The sequence below is a fragment of the Phycicoccus sp. Root563 genome (assembly GCF_001427915.1).
Classification (GTDB): domain Bacteria; phylum Actinomycetota; class Actinomycetes; order Actinomycetales; family Dermatophilaceae; genus Pedococcus.
Genome location: NZ_LMGM01000001.1, coordinates 1,325,689 through 1,342,195, shown reverse-complemented (window position 1 = coordinate 1,342,195; position 16,507 = coordinate 1,325,689). Strand labels below are relative to the sequence as shown.

15 protein-coding genes are annotated in these 16,507 nt (G+C 71.7%); 11 read left to right on the top strand and 4 right to left on the bottom strand.

What is annotated here, in order from left to right; all coding sequences use genetic code 11:
• The first annotated feature begins 1 nt into the window (after position 1).
• The gene (locus tag ASD62_RS06290) at positions 2-940 is read left to right on the top strand and encodes a 2-hydroxyacid dehydrogenase (RefSeq protein WP_056915228.1); all 939 of its coding nucleotides are present in this window, start codon (positions 2-4) and stop codon (positions 938-940) included.
• Here the strand turns inward: ASD62_RS06290 and ASD62_RS06285 are convergent.
• Positions 928-1,725, bottom strand: coding sequence for a glycoside hydrolase family 16 protein (locus ASD62_RS06285; RefSeq protein ID WP_056915227.1), 798 nt, complete (start codon positions 1,723-1,725; stop codon positions 928-930). The genes ASD62_RS06290 and ASD62_RS06285 overlap by 13 nt on opposite strands.
• 77 nt (positions 1,726-1,802) lie before the next feature.
• Here ASD62_RS06285 and ASD62_RS06280 point away from each other — a divergent pair, with 77 nt between their 5' ends.
• Positions 1,803-2,888, top strand: a complete 1,086-nt coding sequence (locus ASD62_RS06280) for a sialidase family protein (RefSeq protein WP_056915226.1) — start codon at positions 1,803-1,805, stop codon at positions 2,886-2,888.
• Positions 2,885-3,169, top strand: coding sequence for a MoaD/ThiS family protein (locus ASD62_RS06275; protein WP_056915225.1), 285 nt, complete (start codon positions 2,885-2,887; stop codon positions 3,167-3,169). The genes ASD62_RS06280 and ASD62_RS06275 overlap by 4 nt, the downstream gene beginning before the upstream one ends.
• Positions 3,170-3,216: 47 nt before the next feature.
• Here the strand turns inward: ASD62_RS06275 and ASD62_RS06270 are convergent, their stop codons facing one another.
• Both ASD62_RS06270 and ASD62_RS06265 read right to left on the bottom strand, forming a co-directional pair.
• On the bottom strand, positions 3,217-4,326 hold the full coding sequence (locus tag ASD62_RS06270) for a PLP-dependent cysteine synthase family protein (protein ID WP_056915224.1): 1,110 nt from the start codon (positions 4,324-4,326) through the stop codon (positions 3,217-3,219).
• A 10-nt stretch (positions 4,327-4,336) separates the two neighbouring features.
• The gene (locus ASD62_RS06265; RefSeq protein ID WP_235530649.1) at positions 4,337-5,002 is read right to left on the bottom strand and encodes a TetR/AcrR family transcriptional regulator; all 666 of its coding nucleotides are present in this window, start codon (positions 5,000-5,002) and stop codon (positions 4,337-4,339) included.
• Between the two features lie 87 nt (positions 5,003-5,089).
• Here ASD62_RS06265 and ASD62_RS06260 point away from each other — a divergent pair, with 87 nt between their 5' ends.
• The 8 genes from ASD62_RS06260 to serA all read left to right on the top strand — a co-directional run bounded on the left by ASD62_RS06260 (position 5,090) and on the right by serA (position 15,878).
• On the top strand, positions 5,090-5,707 hold the full coding sequence (locus tag ASD62_RS06260; RefSeq protein ID WP_056915223.1) for a hypothetical protein: 618 nt from the start codon (positions 5,090-5,092) through the stop codon (positions 5,705-5,707).
• Positions 5,704-7,767 carry a YhgE/Pip domain-containing protein gene (locus tag ASD62_RS06255; protein ID WP_056915222.1) on the top strand — a complete coding sequence of 688 codons (2,064 nt, stop codon included), beginning with the start codon at positions 5,704-5,706 and terminating at the stop codon, positions 7,765-7,767. The genes ASD62_RS06260 and ASD62_RS06255 overlap by 4 nt, the downstream gene beginning before the upstream one ends.
• 84 nt (positions 7,768-7,851) lie before the next feature.
• Entirely contained in the window at positions 7,852-8,376 is a 525-nt protein-coding gene (locus ASD62_RS06250) for a histidine phosphatase family protein (protein ID WP_056915221.1), read from the top strand.
• 132 nt (positions 8,377-8,508) lie between these two features.
• A complete protein-coding gene (ilvD, locus tag ASD62_RS06245) occupies positions 8,509-10,224 on the top strand; it encodes a dihydroxy-acid dehydratase (RefSeq protein WP_056915220.1) in 1,716 nt (571 codons plus the stop codon).
• Positions 10,225-10,509: 285 nt separating this feature from the next.
• Positions 10,510-12,423, top strand: a complete 1,914-nt coding sequence (locus ASD62_RS06240; RefSeq protein ID WP_056915219.1) for an acetolactate synthase large subunit — start codon at positions 10,510-10,512, stop codon at positions 12,421-12,423.
• Positions 12,424-12,428: 5 nt separating this feature from the next.
• Positions 12,429-12,941, top strand: coding sequence for an acetolactate synthase small subunit (ilvN, locus tag ASD62_RS06235; protein WP_056917201.1), 513 nt, complete (start codon positions 12,429-12,431; stop codon positions 12,939-12,941).
• Positions 12,942-13,041: 100 nt separating this feature from the next.
• Complete coding sequence (gene ilvC, locus ASD62_RS06230; protein ID WP_056915218.1) at positions 13,042-14,070, top strand: ketol-acid reductoisomerase; 1,029 nt, start codon at positions 13,042-13,044, stop codon at positions 14,068-14,070.
• Positions 14,071-14,291: 221 nt separating this feature from the next.
• A complete protein-coding gene (gene serA, locus ASD62_RS06225) occupies positions 14,292-15,878 on the top strand; it encodes a phosphoglycerate dehydrogenase (protein WP_056915217.1) in 1,587 nt (528 codons plus the stop codon).
• Positions 15,879-15,906: 28 nt separating this feature from the next.
• Here the strand turns inward: serA and ASD62_RS06220 are convergent, their stop codons facing one another.
• Positions 15,907-16,446 carry a GNAT family N-acetyltransferase gene (locus ASD62_RS06220; RefSeq protein WP_056915216.1) on the bottom strand — a complete coding sequence of 180 codons (540 nt, stop codon included), beginning with the start codon at positions 16,444-16,446 and terminating at the stop codon, positions 15,907-15,909.
• Positions 16,447-16,507: the final 61 nt, after the last annotated feature.

Below are 16,507 nucleotides of genomic sequence, written 5' to 3'. Positions count from 1 at the left end.
CATGACGCTCGTGACGCTGCCTGGGCAGGACTGGATCGACGCGGTCGGGCCGGTCCCCGGGCTCGAGCTCGCGGTGTGGGACATGACCGGTCCCCCGGAGCGGGCCGACGAGGTCAGGGTCGTCGTGCCGCCCTACATGGGTGCAGGTCCGCTGCTGCCCAACATCCGCCACGCGCCCTCGGTCGAGCTCGTGCAGACCCTGACCGCCGGGTACGAGGACATCGCGGCCGTCCTGCCCGAGGGCGTGGCCCTGGCGAACGCCGCCGGGGTCCACGACGCCTCGACCGCCGAGCTGGCCCTGGCCCTGACGCTGGCGGCCCTGCGCGACTTCCCCGACTTCCACGCGGCGCAGCAGGAGGGGCGGTGGCTCCCGGGCTCGATCCACCCGGCACTGGCGGACAAGCGCGTCCTGATCCTGGGGTACGGCTCGATCGGGCGGGCCATCGCGGCGAGGTTCACGCCATTCGAGGTCGACCTCACCGCGGTCGCGAGCAGGGCGCGCGCAGGTGACGAGCTGGTGCGCTCCGTGCACGGCGTGGACGAGCTCCCGGGCCTGCTGCCCGAGCACGACGTCGTCGTGGTCATCGTCCCGCTCGGCGAGGCCACGGCCGGCCTCGTGGACGACGCGTTCCTGTCGGCGATGCCGGACGGCGCCCTGCTCGTCAACGTGGCGCGGGGCGGGGTCGTGGACACCGATGCCCTCGTCAAGCACCTCGAGGCCGGTCGGTTGCGGGCGGCGCTCGACGTCACCGATCCCGAGCCGCTCCCCGCGGGCCACCCCCTGTGGTCGGCACCCGGCGTGCTCATCACCCCGCACGTCGGTGGTGCGTCCACCGCCTTCAAGCCGCGCGCCGTGCGCCTCCTGCGCGAGCAGCTCGGCGCGTATGCCGCGGGGCGCCCGCTGAGCAACCTCGTCCGGGGGTCGGTTCAGGGGGCGTAGCCACGCACCCAGTCCACGACGAGCTCAGGGACGTGGACCGCCTCCTGCTCGTCACCGGACGTCGCCCACGTCGGGAAGTCGAACACGGCGAGCATGCTCTGGACGGGGTAGTCGGGCGAGACGGTCGTCGTGCGGACCACTTCCCCGTCGACGAGGAAGTCCGCTGACCCGGGGCGCCAGTCGACGGCATACACGTGGAAGTCGCTGACATCGAGGTCGAGGCGCGGCGCCTCCCAGTCCTCGCGCAGGGCCGGGTCGCGGAAGGCGTGAACCCCCATGCCGACCTCGGCCGAGGCGCCGGCCACCGAGCGGCCGAACACCTCCATGACGCACAGCTCACCGCAGCGCTCGGGGGAGTCCTCGAGGCCGACGAACCACCAGGCGGCCATCGACCGCGGGCTCAGCGACATCCGCCCCCTCAGCTCGAGCCGGCCGAGGTGCGGGGTCCAACCCCACCACGGCTCCTGCACCTCCCGGACGACGCTGCGCTCGTCGACCGGCTGCTGGCCGACCCGGCTGCCCACCGGTCCCGAGAAGACGCCGGACTGGACCCCGGAGACGCGCAGGGGCGGGTCGTCCTGGACCTCCGGGCACCACAGACCCTGGTGCGGCGGCACGCTCAGGTGGAGGCAGGAGTCACGCACCTGCCAGGTCGCCGCGGAGGCGGCCCGCGAGCTCCACTGCGGGAGGTAGTGCGGCAGCCACCGAGAACGGTCGAGCGCGTCCGCGGTGTCGCCGTCGAAGTCGTCCTCGAACACCAGCCCGCCGGCCTGTGGTCCGGTCACCCGTCCTCCTCCACGTGTCGCGAACTCGTCCCATGATGGGCGGTCACACTGACACCGGGCGGTGCCACCATGGGGTCATGACACAGACGATCGTGGGCATCGGGACACGCAAGGGGCTGTGGCTCGCCCGCAGCGAGGACCGCCGGACGTGGCAGGTCGACGGCCCCCACTTCCTCATGAGCGAGGTGCTCTCGCTCCTGTTCGACACCCGCCGCGCGACGCCCCGGCTCGTCGTCGGCTTCCGTTCCTCGCACTGGGGTCCGTCGCTGCAGCACTCCGACGACCTGGGCGCCACGTGGGTCGAGCACCCTGAGGGGTCGATCCGATTCCCGGAGGACACCGACACCGCGCTCAAGGCCACGTGGCAGCTCGTCGCCGACCCGCACGACCCGCAGGTCGTGTGGGCGGGCACCGAACCGCAGGGCCTGTGGCGCAGCGAGGACGGCGGCGAGACGTTCGAGCTGAACCGCGGGCTCTGGGAGCACCCGCACCGGCCCGAGTGGGGGGAGGGGTTCGGGGGCGGCGCGATCCACACGGTGCTGCCGAGCCCCGTCGACGCCGACTCGATGCTCGTCGCGATGAGCACCGGCGGGGTCTACAACACCCGCGACGGCGGCCGCTCGTGGACGCCCGGCAACACCGGCATCCACGCCTATTTCCAGCCGCACGACGAGTGGCCGGAGTTCGGGCAGTGCGTCCACAAGGTCGCACGCGACAGCGCGACCCCGACCCGCCTCTACGCGCAGAACCACAGGGGCGTCTACCGCTCCGACGACGACGGTGTCACGTGGACCTCGATCGAGGCCGGCCTCCCCACCAACTTCGGGATGACGGCGGTGTCCAACCCCGCCCGCGGTGACAGCGTGTGGCTCGTCCCCATCGCCTCCGACGGCGAGCGCATCCCGCCCGGCGCGACCCTGCAGCTGCAGCGCACCGACGACGCCGGCGCGACATGGCACACCCAGGACGCAGGCCTGCCGAAGCCGAGCTACACCAACGTGCTGCGCGACGCCGCCGGGACCGACACGCATGAGGAGCCGGGCCTCTACGTCGGCACGCGCAACGGCGAGGTCTACGCCACCCTCGACGGAGGGGAGTCCTTCACCCGCATCGTCGAGCAGCTGCCCGACGTCCTGTGCGTCCGGGCGGTGACCCTCCCGTGACGGCCCGCGTCGTGCTGCCGGGGCTGCTGCGCGACCTGGCGGACGGGGCGGCCGAGCTCCCGGTCGAGCTCGAGGGGCCGGCCCCGCTGGCCGACGTCCTCGACCTGGCCTTCGAGCCGTGGCCGATCCTCGCCTCCCGGATCCGTGACGAGCGCGGCGAGATCCGCCGGCACGTCAACGTGTTCGTCGACGGTGAGGACGCCAAGCGGGCCGAGGGCGTCCGCACCGAGGTCGGTCCGCAGGCGACGGTGCACGTCATCAACGCCGTGTCCGGTGGCTGACCCGGGCCGCGCGGAGACGACGGTCAGGGTCCGCGGTCGGGTCGCGGTCAGCCGGTCCAGACGCCGTCGTCCCACGCGCGCCGCAGGACGGCCGTGTAGGGCGCGAGGTCCAGCCCGGCGGAGGCGAGCCACGCGTCGTCGTTGTACGTCGCGGCATACCGCTCGGCACCGTCGCACAGGAGCGAGACGATGCTGCCGCGCTCGCCCCGGGCCGAGAGCTCGCAGGCGAGCCGCAGCACGCCGTAGAGGTTGGTGCCCGTGGAGGCGCCGGCCCGTCGGCCGGTGCGTTCGTTGAGGAAGCGCATGGAAGCGACTGACGCGGCGTCGGGGACGAGCATCATGCGGTCGACGACGTTCGGGACGAAGCTGGGCTCGACCCGCGGACGCCCGATGCCCTCGATGCGTGAGCCGCAGGCGGCGGCCACTCCGGCGTGGTCGCCCCGGAACGCGGGCAGGAACGCCGACCGCTCGGGGTCGACGACGCAGACCTGGCTGGCGAGCCCGCGGTAGCGCACGTAGCGGCCGATGGTGGCGCTCGTGCCGCCGGTCCCGGCCCCGACGACGACCCAGCGGGGGACCGGGTGCCGCTCGAGCGACATCTGCTCGAAGACGGACTCGGCGATGTTGTTGTTGCCTCGCCAGTCCGTGGCCCGCTCGGCGAAGGTGAACTGGTCGAGGTAGTGGCCACCGCGCTCGACCGCGAGCCGGCGGGCGACGTCGTAGACCTCGCCGGCGTCGTCGACGAGGTGGCACTGCCCGCCCTCCCGCTCGATGAGGGCGATCTTCTCCGCGCTGGTGGTCCGCGCCATGACGGCGATGAAGGGGAGCTCGAGCATCCGGGCGAAGTACGCCTCGCTCACGGCGGTGGAGCCGCTCGAGGCCTCGATGACGGTGGTCCCCTCGCGGAGCTCGCCGTTGCAGAGGGCGTAGAGGAACAGCGACCGGGCGAGCCGGTGCTTGAGGCTTCCCGTGGGGTGGGTCGACTCGTCCTTGAGGTAGATGTCGACGTCCGGCAGCCCGGGGACGGGGACGTGCACGAGGTGGGTGTCGGCGCTGCGGTTGGCATCGGCCTGGATGCGTCGCACCGCCTCGTCGAGCCAGGCCCGGTCGGTCGGGGCGGCTGCCGGTACGTCGACGATCGCGGGCACCTGGTCCATGGGGGCGAGGCTAGCGGTCGGCTCGAGGATCCCTGCTCGTCGCCGCCCGGATGAGCAGGGGGAGGAACTCTCGTTCGAGCGAGCCCGCCGGCACGGACCCCGGGTCGAGGAGGTGCTGGCCCAGCCCGCCCTGGAAGACGAGGCTGATGAGGCGCACGAGGTCCGTCGTCGACACGGCGGGGTGCAGCCCCTGGGCGGCGGCGATCCTGTCGACGAGGGCGACGAGCTCGTCGCGGATCGCGGCCTGGGCGCCGGCCCAGGCCGCGCGGGCCTCCTCGTCCCGCAGGGCGTGCAGGGCGAACTCACTGGTGAGCAGGTGCCAGCGACGACGTGACTCGGGGTCGTCGGTCCACACGTCGAACACCGCCTCGAGCACCTGCTCGAGCGACAGGCCGGGTCGCTCGGCGACCTCGGCGATGCGCTGCCGCAGCGCCGACGCGTGGGCGGCGTAGAGCTCGAGGACCAGCTCGTCCTTGGAGGCGAAGTTCGAGTAGAACGCGCCCCGGGTGAAGTGCGCCCGCTCGCACAGGTCCTCGACGCTGGCGCCGTGGAAGCCGCGCTCGGCGAAGACCTCCTCGGCGGCAGCGAGCAGGCGGCCCCGGGTCGCCTCGCGACGAGCGGTCCGGGGGGCGGTGGACGTGGCGGGGCTCACGGCGGCTGGGCTGGCTTCGGGCACGCCCCGGAGCATACACTCCTGTATTGAATACAGTTGTGTATCGAGAGGGGCCGGCACCTCGTGTCGACCACCGGACAGGCAGATCGCATGGAACTCATCGCCGACCACGTCAGTGTCGCGGGCCTGCACGGCCCGCTGCTGCTGCCCACGAGCCTGACGGCCGGTCCCGGGCGCGTCACCCTGGTCGCGGGCGACCCCGGCTACGGCCACGTCGCGCTGGCGCTGGCCCTCGGTGGCCGAGCGCCGCTGATGGACGGAGTCGTCACCGTGGACGGTGACGCGTCGGAAGCGCTCCGTCGACGGCACGTCGCACTCGTCGACGTCCCCGACGTGACCGCGCCCGAGGGCGCGCTCAGCGTCCGGGCCGCCGTCGCCGAGCAGCTCGCGCTGGCGGGACGCCCCGCCAGCAGGGCGGCCACGCGGGCGTTCCTCGCCGGGCACGGGGTGGAGGACCAGGGCGAACGCTTCGAGAGCCTGCCGCCATCCACGCGCACCACGCTGCTCATGCGCGTGGCCGCGTCGCGGGCCGCCACGCGTGTGCTCGTCGTGGCCGCCCCCGACCGCCTCGGGGGAGACCCGACCGACTGGTATGCCGCGGCGGAGCGCCTCGCCGCCGAGGGCCTCACGGTCGTCGTGCAGGTGACCCACGGGACCGCCCGTCAGCTCGCCCTGCCCGCCACCTACGAGCTGGGGGTGGCCGCATGACCGCCCTTCGCCTCGCCCTCACCGAGCTGCGCCGCATCACGGCCGGACGGCTGCCGCGAGCTGCGCTGGCCGCCCTGGTCCTCGTGCCGACGCTCTACGGTGGGCTGTACCTGTACGCCAACAAGGACCCGTACGGCGCCCTCGACCGTGTGCCGGCGGCAGTCGTCGTCGAGGACGCAGGCGCGACCCTGGCCAACGGCGAGCGGTTGCAGGTGGGCGACCGGGTCGCGACCGAGCTGCTCGACTCCCACAGCTTCGACTGGCACCGGGTCTCGCGGGCTGGTGCCGAGGCCGGGGTCGACGACGGGACCTACGACTTCGCGCTGGTCGTGCCCCGCGACTTCTCCGCAGACCTCGCCTCGAGTGCGGAGTTCACGCCGCGGCAGGCCCAGCTCCGGGTGGTCACCAACGACGCGAACAACTACCTGGCCCGCACGATCGCCAACCAGGTCGTCGCCCAGGTCACGAAAACCGTTGCCTCGCAGGTGAGCTCGACGGCGGCCAACCAGCTCCTGGTCGGGTTCGGCACCATCCACGACAAGGTCTCGGACGCGGTCGACGGCGCGGGCCGGCTCGCCAAGGGCCTGTCGGACGCGAAGGCGGGCGTGCACCAGCTCGCCGCAGGGGCCGACCAGCTCGCGGCGGGCCAGCAGCAGCTCCTCGCCGGCTCGAAGGAGCTGTCGTCCGGTGCGACGAGGGCGGCGAACGGCGCGGAGCGGCTGTCGACCGGGGCAACCCGTCTCAGCGAGGGCCTGGGGACCCTCGACGACCGGACCAAGAGCCTCCCCGCCGACACGAAGAAGCTCGCCGCCGGCGCGCAGCAGGTGGCCGACGGCAACGCGAAGGTCGCCGCCGCCGGCCAGCGCGTCGCCACGGCGTCGCAGGACCTCGTGACCTCGCTGACGTCCGCCCGGGGCGACCTCGCGGACCGGCTGCGGGCCGGCGGGTTCACCGACGACCAGGTCCAGGCCGTCCTCGATGCCGCGGGCCAGCTCAGCGGTCCCGTCTCCGACGCGAACTCGCAGGTGCAGACGGCGTCGGGACAGCTCGACCGGCTCGCCGCCGGTGCCGGCCAGGTGGCCGACGGCGCGTCGAGGCTCGCCGCGGCGGCAGGTCCGCTCCACGCGGGCATCCACGATGCGGCCACGGGGGGCAGCACCCTCGCCGCAGGCGCGAGCGACCTGGCCTCGGGCAACCGGTCGCTGGCGTCGGGCGCCGCTCGTCTCTCGGCAGGGGAGCAGGACGCCGTCGACGGGACGAACCGGCTCGACTCGGGTGCCCACCAGCTGGCCGATGGGGTGGACCGACTCTCGGACGGGGCCACGCAGCTGCACGACGGATTGGCCAAGGGGCTGCGCTCCATCCCGGACCCCAGCGCCGACCAGCGCAAGGCCGTGGCGCAGACCCTCGGCAATCCCGTCGGGGTGCAGGGAAGCTCCCTCGCGTCCGCGAACACCTACGGTGCCGGGCTCGCCCCCTTCTTCCTCAGCCTGTCGCTGTGGATCGGGGCCTACGTCCTCTTCCTCCTGCTCAACCCCCTGTCCTCCCGGTCTCTAGCGACGGGGCAGCCCAGCTGGCGCACCGCGCTCGGCGGGTGGTTGGCCCCGGCTGCCCTGGGGCTCGTGCAGGCCGTCCTGGTCTTCACCGTCGTGCGGCTCGCCGTCGGCATCGACGTCGCCCACCCGGTGGCCCTGCTCGCCTTCATGGGGGCGGTGTCGGCGACGTTCGTCATGGTGCTGCACGCCCTGGCGGCGCGGTTCGGAGCCCCCGGCAAGTTCCTCGGCCTGGTCCTCATGGTGGTCCAGCTGGTCAGTGCGGGCGGCACGTTCCCCTGGCAGACGCTGCCCGCACCCCTGCACCCGTTGCACCACGTGCTGCCGATGTCCTACGCCGTCGACGGGGTCCGCCGGCTCATGTACGGCGGCTCGCTGGACCACCTCGGTCTGGACCTCGCGGTCCTGGCCGCATGGCTCCTCGGAGCGTTCCTCGTGTCCACCTCGGCGGCGCGTCGTGCCGGCCGGTGGACGGCCCTGCGGATCAAGCCGGAGCTGGCGATCTGAGCCGACGTCCCACGGCCCCCGAACCCCGTCGGCGCCCGGCTGTCAAGACTGGCTGATCGCCACGGACAGGGCCATGCTCGGGGTATGACCCTGGCCAGCGATGACAAGGTCCTGATCCTCTTCCGGCATGCGAAGGCCGAGGAGGGCCTCGGTAAGCCCGATCACGACCGTGAGCTCACCGCACGGGGACGGCGGGACGCGCGTGCAGCCGGAGCCTGGCTGCACGAGCACGGCCTCGGTCCGGAGCTGGTGCTCTGCTCGACGTCGGCCAGGACGCGCCAGACCTGGGCAGAGGCCGAGAGCGGCGGTGCGTGCGGCGAGACGGTCGAGTACGACTCCTCTGTGTACACCGGGGGTTCGGACGCCGTGCTGCGCACGGTCCGCGAGTCGGCGGGGGAGGCCCAGGTCGTGCTCGTCGTCGGGCACAACCCGACGATGGCGGCGCTCGCCAGCGGGCTCGCCGAGGGGAACGGGTCGCTGCAGGCGCACGACTGCCTCGCTGCCGGGTTCCCGACGTCGACCGTGGCGGTGCTCCGCTATGCCGGTCCCTGGGACGGGCTGGGTTTCGGCGCCGCCGAGCTCGAGCGCTGCCACGTCGCCCGCGGCTGAGGTATGCCGCGACCGCCGGTCGGGGCCCGGCGCACCCGCGGTGCAGGAGGCGGCATACCCGCTGTGCGGGTAGGTGACTCGCACCGTGAGACCCGCGTCCCACGTGCTGGACCCCGGTCCTAGACTGCCCCCATGACGACCACCGAGCCCACCACCAACGGCGTCGACATCAAGCCGCGCAGCCGCGACGTCACCGACGGCATCGAGAAGACCGCGGCCCGGGGCATGCTCCGCGCGGTGGGCATGGGCGACGACGACTGGGTGAAGCCGCAGATCGGGGTGGCCAGCTCGTGGAACGAGATCACCCCCTGCAACCTGTCGCTCGACCGCCTCGCCAAGGCCGTCAAGGACGGGGTGCACTCGGCAGGCGGGTACCCGCTCGAGTTCGGCACGATCTCGGTGAGCGACGGCATCTCGATGGGCCACGAGGGCATGCACTTCTCCCTCGTCAGCCGCGAGATCATCGCGGATTCCGTTGAGACCGTGATGAATGCGGAGCGCCTCGACGGGTCCGTGCTGCTCGCCGGGTGCGACAAGTCGCTGCCGGGGATGCTCATGGCCGCGGCCCGCCTCGACCTCAGCTCGGTGTTCCTCTACGCCGGCTCGATCCTGCCCGGGATCGCCAAGCTCTCGGACGGCTCCGAGAAGACGGTGACCATCATCGACGCGTTCGAGGCCGTGGGCGCGTGCGCCGCGGGGCTGATGTCACGCGCCGACGTCGATGCCATCGAGCGGGCCATCTGCCCGGGCGAGGGTGCCTGCGGCGGCATGTACACCGCCAACACCATGGCCTCCGTCGCCGAGGCGATCGGGATGTCCCTCCCGGGGTCGGCCGCACCGCCGGCCACCGACCGCCGCCGTGACGGGTTCGCCCGCAAGTCCGGTGAGGCCGTCGTCGAGCTGCTCCGCCGCGGCATCACCGCGCGCGACATCATGACCAAGGAGGCGTTCGAGAACGCCATCGCCGTCGTCATGGCCTTCGGTGGCTCGACCAACGCCGTCCTGCACCTGCTGGCGATCGCCAACGAGGCGGAGGTCGACCTGACCCTCGACGACTTCGAGCGCATCGGGTCCAAGGTGCCCCACCTGGCCGACGTGAAGCCGTTCGGGCAGTACGTCATGACCGACATCGACCGCGTCGGGGGAGTGCCCGTCGTCATGCGCGCGCTGCTCGACGCCGGCCTGCTGCACGGCGACTGCCTGACCGTCACCGGGAAGACGATGGCCGAGAACCTCGCCCACATCGCGCCGCCGGACGTCGACGGGAAGGTCGTGCGCGCCATGAAGGAGCCGATCCACAAGACCGGTGGGATCACCATCCTCAAGGGGACGCTCGCCCCCGAGGGTGCTGTCGTCAAGTCGGCCGGGTTCGACTCCGACGTCTTCGAGGGGACTGCTCGCGTCTTCGACGGTGAGCGCGCCGCCATGGACGCCGTCGAGCAGGGGACGCTCAAGGCCGGCGACGTCGTGGTCATCCGCTACGAGGGACCCAAGGGTGGGCCCGGGATGCGCGAGATGCTCGCCGTGACCGGTGCCATCAAGGGTGCCGGCCTCGGCAAGGACGTCCTGCTCCTCACCGACGGCCGGTTCTCCGGCGGCACCACCGGCCTCTGCGTCGGGCACGTGGCGCCGGAGGCGGTCGACGCCGGGCCGATCGCGTTCGTCCGCGACGGCGACAAGATCACCCTCGACGTCGCCAACGGCCGGCTCGACGTGCACGTCGACGAAGCCGAGCTGGCCCGCCGCGCCGAGGGCTTCGAGCCGCCCCCCGCCAAGTACCCGCGGGGCGTCCTGGCGAAGTACCGCAAGCTCGTGGGCAGCGCCAGCGGCGGCGCCGTCTGCGGCTGAGCCGACCCCGCGCCATACCCGTCCGTCGTGGTGGGTATGGCGCGGAGTGGGTCTGTGACTGAGACGACAGGTCCGGATCGCGAGACCGGTCGTCTCGCTCGTTGACACTGCCGGGCCGCCGGGGGGAGAGTGCTCGTGTGGCACGAATTCTCGTACTTCCCTAGCGCGCCGGCCCTGACCGATCAGAGCCAGCGCGCTGCCCTCCGTTGTCCCGCACCGGGACTGGAGGGTTTTTTTGTGAGCAGATCCAGTTGAGCGAGATACGCAACCGAAAGCGGTAGAGACGTGAGCGACACGAGGACGACGCCGGCCCCGAGCCCGTCCCAGGTGGCCCAGAAGGCCCAGCAGGCCCAGCAGGAGGCCCGGGCGAAGACGCCCATCGAGGTCACCGGTGCCCAGAGCCTCGTGCTCTCGCTCGAGGCCGTCGACGTCGACACCGTGTTCGGCATCCCGGGCGGGGCGATCCTGCCCGCGTACGACCCGCTGCTCGACTCGGTCAAGGTCCGCCACATCCTCGTGCGCCACGAGCAGGGCGCCGGCCACGCTGCCGAGGGCTACGCGAGTGCGACGGGCAAGGTCGGCGTCTGCATGGCGACGTCCGGGCCCGGCGCCACGAACCTCGTCACCGCGATCGCCGACGCCTACATGGACTCGGTCCCGATCGTCGCCATCACCGGCCAGGTGAGCTCGGCGTCGATCGGCACCGATGCCTTCCAGGAGGCCGACATCCGCGGCATCACGATGCCGATCACCAAGCACAACTACCTCGTCACCGACGCGTCGCAGATCCCGCGCGTCATCGCCGAGGCCTTCCACATCGCCTCGACGGGCCGACCCGGACCGGTGCTCGTCGACATCTCCAAGGACGCACTCCAGGCCCGCACCACCTTCAGCTGGCCCCCGAAGTTCGACCTGCCGGGCTACCGCCCGGTGGCGCGTCCGCACACCAAGCAGATCCGTGAGGCCGCACGCCTGATCGCGGCGGCCAAGCGGCCGGTGTTCTACGTCGGTGGCGGCGTCATCCGGGGCAACGCGTCCGACGCGCTGCGCGAGTTCGTCGAGCTGACGCAGATCCCCGTGGTCACGACCCTCATGGCCAGGGGCGCCGTCGCCGACAGCCACCCGCTGCACCTGGGGATGCCGGGCATGCACGGATCCGTCGCAGCGGTCACCGCCCTGCAGAAGTCCGACCTGCTCATCACCCTGGGCGCGCGGTTCGACGACCGGGTCACCGGTCAGCTGTCGACCTTCGCCACGGGTGCCAAGGTCATCCACGCCGACATCGACCCGGCCGAGATCTCCAAGAACCGCACCGCCGACGTCCCGATCGTCGGTGACGTGCTCGAGGTCATCGCGGACCTGCACACCGCGGTCGCCGCCGACATCGCGGCCGGCAAGTCCGGTGACTACGCCGCCTGGCGTGGTCAGACGGCCGGCTGGAAGGCGGACTTCCCGCTCGGGTACACCACACCCGAGGGCGGCGAGGCGGTCTCCCCGCAGCACGTCATCGAGCGCATCGGCGCCATCGCCGGTCCCGAGGCCGTGTACGTCGCCGGCGTCGGCCAGCACCAGATGTGGGCCGCCCAGTTCGTCCAGTACGAGCGCCCGAACGCCTGGCTCAACTCCGGCGGGCTCGGGACCATGGGGTATGCCGTGCCGGCCGCCATGGGCGCGAAGGTCGCCCAGCCCGACCGCACCGTGTGGGCCATCGACGGCGACGGGTGCTTCCAGATGACCAACCAGGAGCTGGCCACCTGCGTCATCAACAACATCCCGATCAAGGTCGCGATCATCAACAACAGCAGCCTCGGCATGGTCCGCCAGTGGCAGTCGCTGTTCTACAACCAGCGGTACTCCAACACCGACCTGCACACGTCGGTCGGCAGCCGGATCCCCGACTTCGTCAAGCTCGCCGACGCCTACGGCTGCGCCGGTCTGCGCTGCGAGCGACCGGAGGACATCGACGCGACGATCAAGGCCGCGATGGAGATCAACGACCGCCCCGTCGTCGTGGACTTCGTGGTCCACCGGGACGCGATGGTCTGGCCGATGGTGCCGGCCGGGGTGAGCAACGACGCGATCCAGGTCGCCAAGGACACCGCCCCCCAGTGGGACCGCGAAGAGGACGAGGCGACCGCACAGCCCGAGGACGCCGACAACTCCGAGACGACCGGCGCCGAGAGCGCGGACGGGAAGTGAGCGCCATGAGCAAGCACACCCTCTCGGTCCTCGTCGAGAACAAGCCCGGCGTGCTGGCACGCATCGCGGCACTGTTCTCGAGGCGGGGCTTCAACATCGACTCGCTCGCCGTGGGTCCCACCGAGCACCCCGAGATCTCGCGGATGACCGTCGTGGTCGACGTCGACGCCCTCCCGCTCGAGCAGGTGACCAAGCAGCTCAACAAGCTCGTCGAGGTGCTCAAGGTCGTCGAGCTCGAGCCGACCGCCTCGGTGCAGCGCGAGATCCTGCTCGTCAAGGTGCGCACCGACCTGCACAGCCGCAGCCACGTCCTCGAGACCGTGCAGCTGTTCCGTGCCAAGGTCGTCGACGTGGCCAGTGACACGCTGACCATCGAGGTCACCGGCAACCGCGACAAGCTGGCGGCGTTCCTCGAGGTCCTCGAGCCCTTCGGGGTCAAGGAGCTCGTGCAGTCGGGCATGGTGGCGATCGGACGCGGCTCGCGCTCGATCACCGACCGCGCTCTCCGAAGCGCCTGACCTTCCGCACCCCCGGGGGCACGCGCCATACGCGACCACCGGCTGAACCAGCACGAACCCGAACCGAACCCAGCAGATCCCAACCGAAGGAGTGGCCACCGTGGCCCAGATGTTCTACGACGACGACGCTGACCTGAGTGTGATCCAGGGCAAGAAGGTGGCCGTCATCGGCTACGGCAGCCAGGGGCACGCCCACGCGCTGAACCTGCGCGACTCCGGGGTCGACGTCCGCGTCGGTCTCGCCGAGGGCAGCAAGAGCCGTGCCAAGGCCGAGGCCGAGGGCCTCACCGTGAAGACCGTCGCCGAGGCGGTCAAGGAGGCCGACCTCGTCGTCATCCTCACGCCCGACCAGGTGCAGCGGACGGTCTACGCCAACGACATCAAGCCGAACCTCAAGGAGGGCGCCGCGCTGCTGTTCGGGCACGGCTTCAACATCCGGTTCGACTACATCCAGCCCGAGGCGACCTCCGACGTCCTCATGGTCGCCCCCAAGGGACCCGGCCACCTCGTCCGTCGCGAGTACGTCGACGGCCGTGGCGTGCCCGTCCTGCTGGCCGTCGAGCAGGACCCGTCCGGCACCGCCTGGGACCTCGCGCAGTCGTACGCCAAGGCCCTCGGTGGCCTGCGCGCCGGCGGCATCAGGACCACGTTCACCGAGGAGACCGAGACCGACCTGTTCGGCGAGCAGGCCGTCCTCTGCGGTGGCGCGAGCCAGCTCGTGCAGTACGGCTTCGAGACCCTGACCGAGGCCGGCTACCAGCCCGAGATCGCCTACTTCGAGGTGCTCCACGAGCTCAAGCTCATCGTCGACCTCATGGTCGAGGGCGGCATCGCCAAGCAGCGCTGGTCGGTCTCCGACACCGCCGAGTACGGCGACTACGTCTCCGGGCCGCGGGTCATCGACCCCCGCGTCAAGGAGAACATGGCCGCGGTCCTCGCCGACATCAAGAACGGCGCGTTCGCCAAGCGGTTCATCGAGGACCAGGACGCCGGCGCCCCGGAGTTCAAGGCCCTGCGCCAGAAGGGCGCCCAGCACCCGATCGAGTCCACCGGCAAGGACCTGCGCAAGCTGATGTCCTGGATCAAGGACTCGGACAACGACTACGTCGAGGGGTCCGCCGCGCGCTGACGCGAGCAGCACCGCACGACCGGACGACCCGACCGCAGAACGGTGGTTGCTCGGCGACAGGGGACCGTTTCCCCGGGTCGCCGAGCGACCACCGTTTCGCTGTCGTGTCACATGTCGAGTTGGTCCATCCACATGCTGAACGCCGCCGTATGCTGTGCGGCGGCACAGCGCGGTGCCGCGACCCCCGGTCCGCGCCCTTTCGACCCCCAGAGGACTGACCTGTGAGCAAGCCGATCGTCCTGATCGCAGAGGAACTCTCGCCCGCCACCATCGACGCCCTCGGTCCCGACTTCGAGGTCCGGACGGTCGACGGCGCCTCCCGGGAGGCCCTGCTCCCCGCGCTCGCCGACGTCGACGCCGTGCTGATCAGGTCCGCGACGAAGATGGACGCCGAGGCCATCTCCGCGGCGAAGAAGCTCAAGGTGATCGCCCGCGCGGGCGTCGGCCTCGACAACGTGGACGTCCCCGCCGCGACGAGGGCCGGCGTCATGGTCGTGAACGCCCCGACGTCCAACATCACCTCCGCCGCCGAGCTCGCCGTCGGCCTGCTCCTCGCGACCGCCCGCAACATCGCCCCCGCCAACCAGGCCCTCAAGGCCGGTGCGTGGAAGCGCAGCAAGTACGGCGGTGTGGAGCTGCTCGACAAGAAGGTCGGCGTGGTCGGGTTCGGGCGGATCGGCCAGCTCGTCGCCGAGCGCCTCAAGGGCTTCGGCATGGAGATCCTGGCCTACGACCCGTACGTCTCCGCGCAGCGCGCCGGCCAGCTCGGCGCCCAGCTCGTCACCCTGGACGAGCTGCTGGAGCACAGCGACTTCATCACGGTGCACCTGCCCAAGAGCCCCGAGACCCTCGGGCTCATCGGCAAGGAGGCACTGACCAAGGTCAAGCCCTCGGTGCGGATCATCAACGCCGCCCGCGGCGGGATCGTCGACGAGGAGGCACTTGCCGAGGCGCTGCGCGAGGGGCGGGTGGCCGGTGCCGGCATCGACGTCTTCGCGACCGAGCCGACCACCGAGAGCCCGTTGTTCGAGTTCGAGTCCGTCGTCGTGACGCCGCACCTCGGGGCGTCCACCGACGAGGCCCAGGAGAAGGCCGGCGTGTCGGTGGCCAGGTCCGTGCGTCTAGCCCTCGGTGGCGACCTCGTCCCCGACGCGGTCAACGTGTCCAGTGGTGTCGTGCCCGAGGAGGTGCGTCCGGGGATCGCGCTCGTCGAGAAGCTCGGCCGCATCTTCACCGCGCTGGCCGGCTCCGTCCCCGTGCAGCTCGACGTCGACGTCAAGGGCGAGATCACCGCCCACGACGTGTCCATCTGGAAGCTCGCCGCGCTCAAGGGCCTGTTCACCGACGTGACCGAGGACCCGGTGACGTACGTCAACGCCCCGCTGCTCGCCGAGCAGCGCGGGTGTGAGGTGCGCCTGCTCACCGACCCGTCGACGCAGGACTTCCGCAACGTCACGACCCTGCACGGCACGCTCGCCGACGGCACCACCGTCAGCGTCGCGGGCACCCTCACGGGTCCGCGCCTGATCGAGAAGATCGTCGGGGTCAACGGCTTCGACCTGGAGGTGCCGCTCACCGAGCACCTCGCGTTCTTCACCTATGTCGACCGTCCCGGTGTCATCGGCACGGTCGGCCGCCTCCTCGGCGACGCACAGGTCAACATCGCGGGCATGCAGGTGGCGCGCAACGAGAAGGGCGGCCAGGCCCTGGTGGCCCTCACCGTCGACAGCGCCATCCCCGCGGACGTGCTCGCCGCCATCGTCTCCGAGATCGGGGCCGAGGTCAGCGTGGTCGACCTCGTCGACTGACCGGCCGGGTCCCGTCAGTCAGGCGCGGTCAGGCGCGCGGTGGGCCGTCGTGCAGGACGAGGTTGAACAACAGGCTGGTGCGCCAGGCCCCGTCGAGGAAGAGGAAGTCGGGGATCCGGCCGCACTCCTCGAACCCGCACCGGCGCAGAACCCCCTGGGAGGGGACGTTCGCGACCATGGTGCTGGCCCCGAGCCGGTGCAGCCCGAGGGCGTGGGCCCGCTGCACGAGGTGGTCGAGCGCAGCGACGGCGAGCCCGCGGCGCAGGTGTTGGTGGTCGACCCAGTAACCGACGTCAGCGCCCTGCATGGCGCCGCGGACGATGTTCTGCAGGTTGGCGGCGCCGACGACCTCGTCGCCGTGCCACAGCACCGAGCAGTCGTACAGGCCGAGCTCGACCTGGCGCAGCCGCCCCTGAACCACCTCACGCTGGCCCTCCTCGGTGAAGAACGAGTCGGCACGGACCGGCTCCCACGGGCGCAGGTGGTCGAGATTGCGCACTGCCGCAGCCGCGAGGGCGGCGGCGTCGTCGATCGTCAGGGGACGCAAGGCGTAGCCGTCGGGGAGCACCGGCACACCCTAGGGCGCACGTCGGGGGCGGACGTCCAGAGGTGTCTCACTGCGTGGAAAC

Bases quoted from the DNA above. Each gene is read 5' to 3' on its own strand.
- ASD62_RS06290 (WP_056915228.1), top strand. From the start codon at position 2: ATGACGCTCGTGACGCTGCCTGGGCAGGACTGGATCGACGCGGTCGGG.
- ASD62_RS06280 (WP_056915226.1), top strand. From the start codon at position 1,803: ATGACACAGACGATCGTGGGCATCGGGACACGCAAGGGGCTGTGGCTC.
- ASD62_RS06270 (WP_056915224.1), bottom strand. From the start codon at position 4,326: ATGGACCAGGTGCCCGCGATCGTCGACGTACCGGCAGCCGCCCCGACC.
- ASD62_RS06260 (WP_056915223.1), top strand. From the start codon at position 5,090: ATGGAACTCATCGCCGACCACGTCAGTGTCGCGGGCCTGCACGGCCCG.
- ASD62_RS06255 (WP_056915222.1), top strand. From the start codon at position 5,704: ATGACCGCCCTTCGCCTCGCCCTCACCGAGCTGCGCCGCATCACGGCC.
- ASD62_RS06250 (WP_056915221.1), top strand. From the start codon at position 7,852: ATGACCCTGGCCAGCGATGACAAGGTCCTGATCCTCTTCCGGCATGCG.
- ilvD (WP_056915220.1), top strand. From the start codon at position 8,509: ATGACGACCACCGAGCCCACCACCAACGGCGTCGACATCAAGCCGCGC.
- ilvN (WP_056917201.1), top strand. From the start codon at position 12,429: ATGAGCAAGCACACCCTCTCGGTCCTCGTCGAGAACAAGCCCGGCGTG.